Origin of the sequence: Seonamhaeicola sp. (assembly GCF_028281565.1) — a bacterium.
Classification (GTDB): domain Bacteria; phylum Bacteroidota; class Bacteroidia; order Flavobacteriales; family Flavobacteriaceae; genus Seonamhaeicola.
This window is the reverse complement of the sequence record NZ_JANQJQ010000031.1, coordinates 1-4004: the sequence shown is the minus strand read 5'-3', so window position 1 is coordinate 4004 and position 4004 is coordinate 1. Positions and strand designations below refer to the sequence as shown.

Annotated in this window: 5 protein-coding genes; all 5 read left to right on the top strand. The window is 40.1% G+C overall.

The window, feature by feature from the left end; all coding sequences use genetic code 11:
• Nucleotides 1–113 precede the first annotated feature (113 nt).
• The gene (locus Q0983_RS15000; RefSeq protein ID WP_299555071.1) at nt 114–464 is read left to right on the top strand and encodes a hypothetical protein; all 351 of its coding nucleotides are present in this window, start codon (nt 114–116) and stop codon (nt 462–464) included.
• Complete coding sequence (locus Q0983_RS14995) at nt 461–1312, top strand: N-acetylglucosamine kinase (RefSeq protein WP_299555068.1); 852 nt, start codon at nt 461–463, stop codon at nt 1310–1312. Before Q0983_RS15000 ends, Q0983_RS14995 begins: the two co-directional genes overlap by 4 nt.
• A gap of 11 nt (nt 1313–1323) precedes the next feature.
• A complete protein-coding gene (locus Q0983_RS14990; protein ID WP_299555065.1) occupies nt 1324–1578 on the top strand; it encodes a DUF4212 domain-containing protein in 255 nt (84 codons plus the stop codon).
• Nucleotides 1579–1580: 2 nt separating this feature from the next.
• Nucleotides 1581–3269: a sodium:solute symporter family protein gene (locus tag Q0983_RS14985; RefSeq protein ID WP_299555062.1), complete on the top strand. Its 1689-nt coding sequence runs from the start codon at nt 1581–1583 to the stop codon at nt 3267–3269.
• A 9-nt stretch (nt 3270–3278) separates the two neighbouring features.
• Nucleotides 3279–4004: AMP-binding protein (locus tag Q0983_RS14980; RefSeq protein WP_299555059.1), on the top strand; the 726-nt coding region annotated here is incomplete at its 3' end.

The following is a 4004-nucleotide window of genomic DNA, read 5'->3' as shown; positions in this document are numbered from 1 at the left end:
TGGGAATATTAAGATATGTTTTGAGTTGAGTTAGTTTTAGTTTGGTTGAAAGCTACCCCGGGATGTTTTTCATGATTGACTGATTTGGGGTAGCTTAATATTAGAAAATCCAGATGGTTTTAGAGGATATTACATACCAGGCGCCATATTACAGGTGGACCTATAAGGAGGCCGGAATACCCCAGGGGCAATACGATAAGTTTATAAACTGGGTGTCCGGAGAGTTTGACTTGTGTCTACAGGAAGAACAAAACGGACTTAAGGTATACCATCCCAATGGGTGGTTGCAAATAGCTAACACATCCAAAGAGTCGGAGCAGGTTTGTTTACAGATAATCATTCATAATAAATCTAAAAAAGCAGGAGAAATTTTGTCCAATGAATTAAAGGTATTGTATAATGCCTGCATTTTGATTTATGGTCCAATGCTCAAACATCAAAAAGAAAAAATCAGTAACATATGATACTAATAGCAGATAGTGGCTCTACGAAATGTGATTGGGTATTATTAGATTCAAGTAAAAATGTTATTTCCAGAATAACGACCCAGGGTATAAACCCGGTATTACTCAATATATCCCAAATTAGTGATATTTTATTTGGAAATAGGGTCTTAAGAGGTATTCATCAAGGAGTCAGGACCGTTTTATTTTATGGAGCCGGGTGTGGAAGTACCGCGTCTAAGGCATTTATTTTAAAGGCTCTTACAGAATTTTTTCCAAGGGCAAGTGTGCTTGTGGAAGAAGATTTGATGGCAGCGGTACATGGAACTACATCGATACCTGGAGTTGTTTGTATTTTAGGAACAGGCTCCAATTGTTGTTATTACGACGGAGAAAAGATACATGTGCACCAGGAATCACTGGGGTATATGGTGATGGATGAAGGTAGCGGCAATTACTTTGGAAAAAAGTTGTTAAATACCTATTTCTACAATAAGATGCCATTACATTTGAAAGATGAATTTGAGGGTGTCTTTGATGTGTCTTTAGAAACAGTGCTCAAAAGTCTTTATGACAAGGAGAACCCCAGTGGTTACCTAGCAAGCTTTACGCCCTTTTTGATTGAGCATCGAGAAGCCCCATTTTTGAGAGGCATTATTGAACAGGGCATTAAAGTGTTATTTGACAATCTTATTAGTTGTTATAACACAGAACTCGAAGAACATCCTATTCATTTTGTTGGTTCTATAGCCTACTTCTTTCAAGACTATATTTTAGAGGAAGCCAGAGAAAGACATATTACAATCAGGTCGTTTGTAAAGCGTCCTATGGATAATATTATTAAAAATTTATTAGAGGTAAACTTTTAATACGAAATCAAATGTCAAAAAAGTCAAAACAAAAATATTGGAAAGAGAATTTAAGATACCTGGCAATACTGCTGAGTATATGGTTCATAGTTTCCTATGGCTTTGGGATTGTATGGGTAGAGGGACTAAACACTATAAAGTTTGGCGGCTTTAAGCTTGGCTTTTGGTTTGCCCAACAAGGGGCAATCTATGTGTTTGTCGTTTTGATTTTTATATACGTGATGCTAATGAACAAACTCGATAAAAAATATAACCTGGACAAATAATTATGGATATACAGACATGGACCTGGGTACTTATAGGAATCACTTTTACGTTATACATTGGAATTGCCATATGGTCGAGGGCAGGATCTACAAAGGATTTTTATGTTGCCGGGGGAGGTGTTTCGCCTTTGGCCAATGGACTGGCCACTGCAGCCGACTGGATGAGTGCAGCTTCTTTCATCTCAATGGCAGGCTTGATTTCCTTTAGTGGCTATGACGGCTCTGTATACTTAATGGGCTGGACCGGCGGTTATGTATTATTAGCATTACTGCTAGCTCCCTACCTTAGAAAGTTTGGAAAATTTACCGTACCCGATTTTATTGGTGACAGGTATTATTCCGATATAGCGCGTACGGTGGCGGTATTTTGTGCCTTATTAATTTCATTCACTTATGTGGCGGGCCAAATGCGAGGGGTAGGTCTTGTATTTTCCCGTTTTTTAGAAGTCGATATTAATACGGGCGTTATAATAGGAATGATTATAGTATTGTTTTATGCAGTACTAGGAGGGATGAAAGGCATCACCTATACCCAGGTGGCGCAGTATTGCGTACTCATATTTGCATTTATGGTACCGGCAATTTTTATCTCGATTCAAATGACGGGCAACCCCATACCCCAGTTAGGTTTTGGAGACAAAGGAGATGATGGTATATACCTATTGGACAAACTCGATGGGTTGCACAGGGAGTTAGGATTTCATAAATACACATCAGGAAATAAATCTATTATGGATGTGTTTTTTATAACCGCGGCCTTAATGGTAGGAACCGCAGGATTGCCTCATGTCATCGTAAGGTTTTTTACCGTAAAACGGGTAAGAGATGCACGTAAATCAGCAGGTTGGGCCTTATTGTTTATTGCCATATTATATACTACTGCTCCGGCCATTGCGGTTTTTGCCAGAACCAATATGATTGAAACAGTAAGCAATAAAAAATATGCCCAGTTGCCATCGTGGTTCTCCAATTGGGAAACTACCGGACTAATAACTTTTGATGACAAAAATAAGGATGGTAAAATACAATACCTTGCTGATGACACTAAAAATGAGCTGATCGTGGACAAAGACATCATGGTATTGGCCAATCCCGAAATAGCTAAATTACCAAATTGGGTCATTGCCTTGGTGGCTGCTGGAGCATTGGCTGCTGCATTATCAACGGCTGCAGGCCTACTCTTGGTAATCTCAGCCTCAGTGTCGCACGATTTGATAAAAAAAATGATAAAGCCAAATATTTCAGAACGAGGAGAGTTAGTCGTAGCCCGCTTATCCGCAGTTATAGCTGTATGTGTAGCGGGCTATTTTGGTATCAATCCACCTGATTTTGTGGCCGCAACAGTGGCTCTGGCATTTGGTCTGGCAGCCGCATCATTCTTCCCGGCCATTATTTTAGGGATTTTCAGTAAACGTATGAATAAAGAAGGCGCTATTGCAGGTATGGTAACAGGAACATTACTAATGCTATTCTATATGGCAAAATTTAAGTTTGATTGGTTTGGAGGAGGCACCAAGGAAGATTGGTGGTTTGGAGTATCTCCAGAAGGTTTCGGTACCGTTGCCATGATTATAAATTTTGTGGTGTCTTTAATTATTTCAAAGTTCACACCGCCCCCATCAAAAGAGGTTCAATTGATAGTTGAAAATATAAGAATACCTAGTGGTGCCGGTAAAGCACATAATCATTAAAAAAATCACATGAGTAATTACCACATAAAACATTTAGAAGAATATTACCAGGTCTATAGGAAATCGGTCCGGGATCCGGAAAGTTTCTGGGAAGAGATTGCTGAAGAACATTTTATGTGGCGCAGGAAATGGGATAAAGTTTTGAGTTGGGACTTTTCAAAGCCTGAAATAAAATGGTTTGAAGGCGCACAATTAAATATAACAGAGAATTGTATCGACCGGCACCTGGCCACCAGGGGGGACAAGACGGCCATTTTATTTGAGCCCAACGATCCCAATGAGGAAGCTGAAACAATAACCTACAACCAACTTTCAGAGCGTGTCAACAAATTTGCCAACGTATTAAAAAAACAGGGAATAGGTAAAGGGGATCGTGTTTGTATTTACCTGCCCATGATACCGGAGTTGGCTGTATCGGTATTGGCCTGTGCCAGGATAGGAGCCATCCACTCTGTGGTATTTGCCGGCTTTTCCTCCACAGCCCTGTCCACCAGGATTAATGATTCCGAGTGTAAGATGGTGATCACAAGTGACGGTTCCTACCGAGGTGCTAAAACCATTGACCTAAAAGGTATCGTAGACGAAGCCCTAAAGGACTGTCCCTGTGTAGAGACGGTTTTAGTAGCCAAACGTATTGCATCCGATATTCACATGGAAGCAGGAAGAGATAAGTGGTTACAACCTTTATTGGATGAAGCTTCTTCAGACTGTAAGGCCGAAGTGATGCAAGCCGAA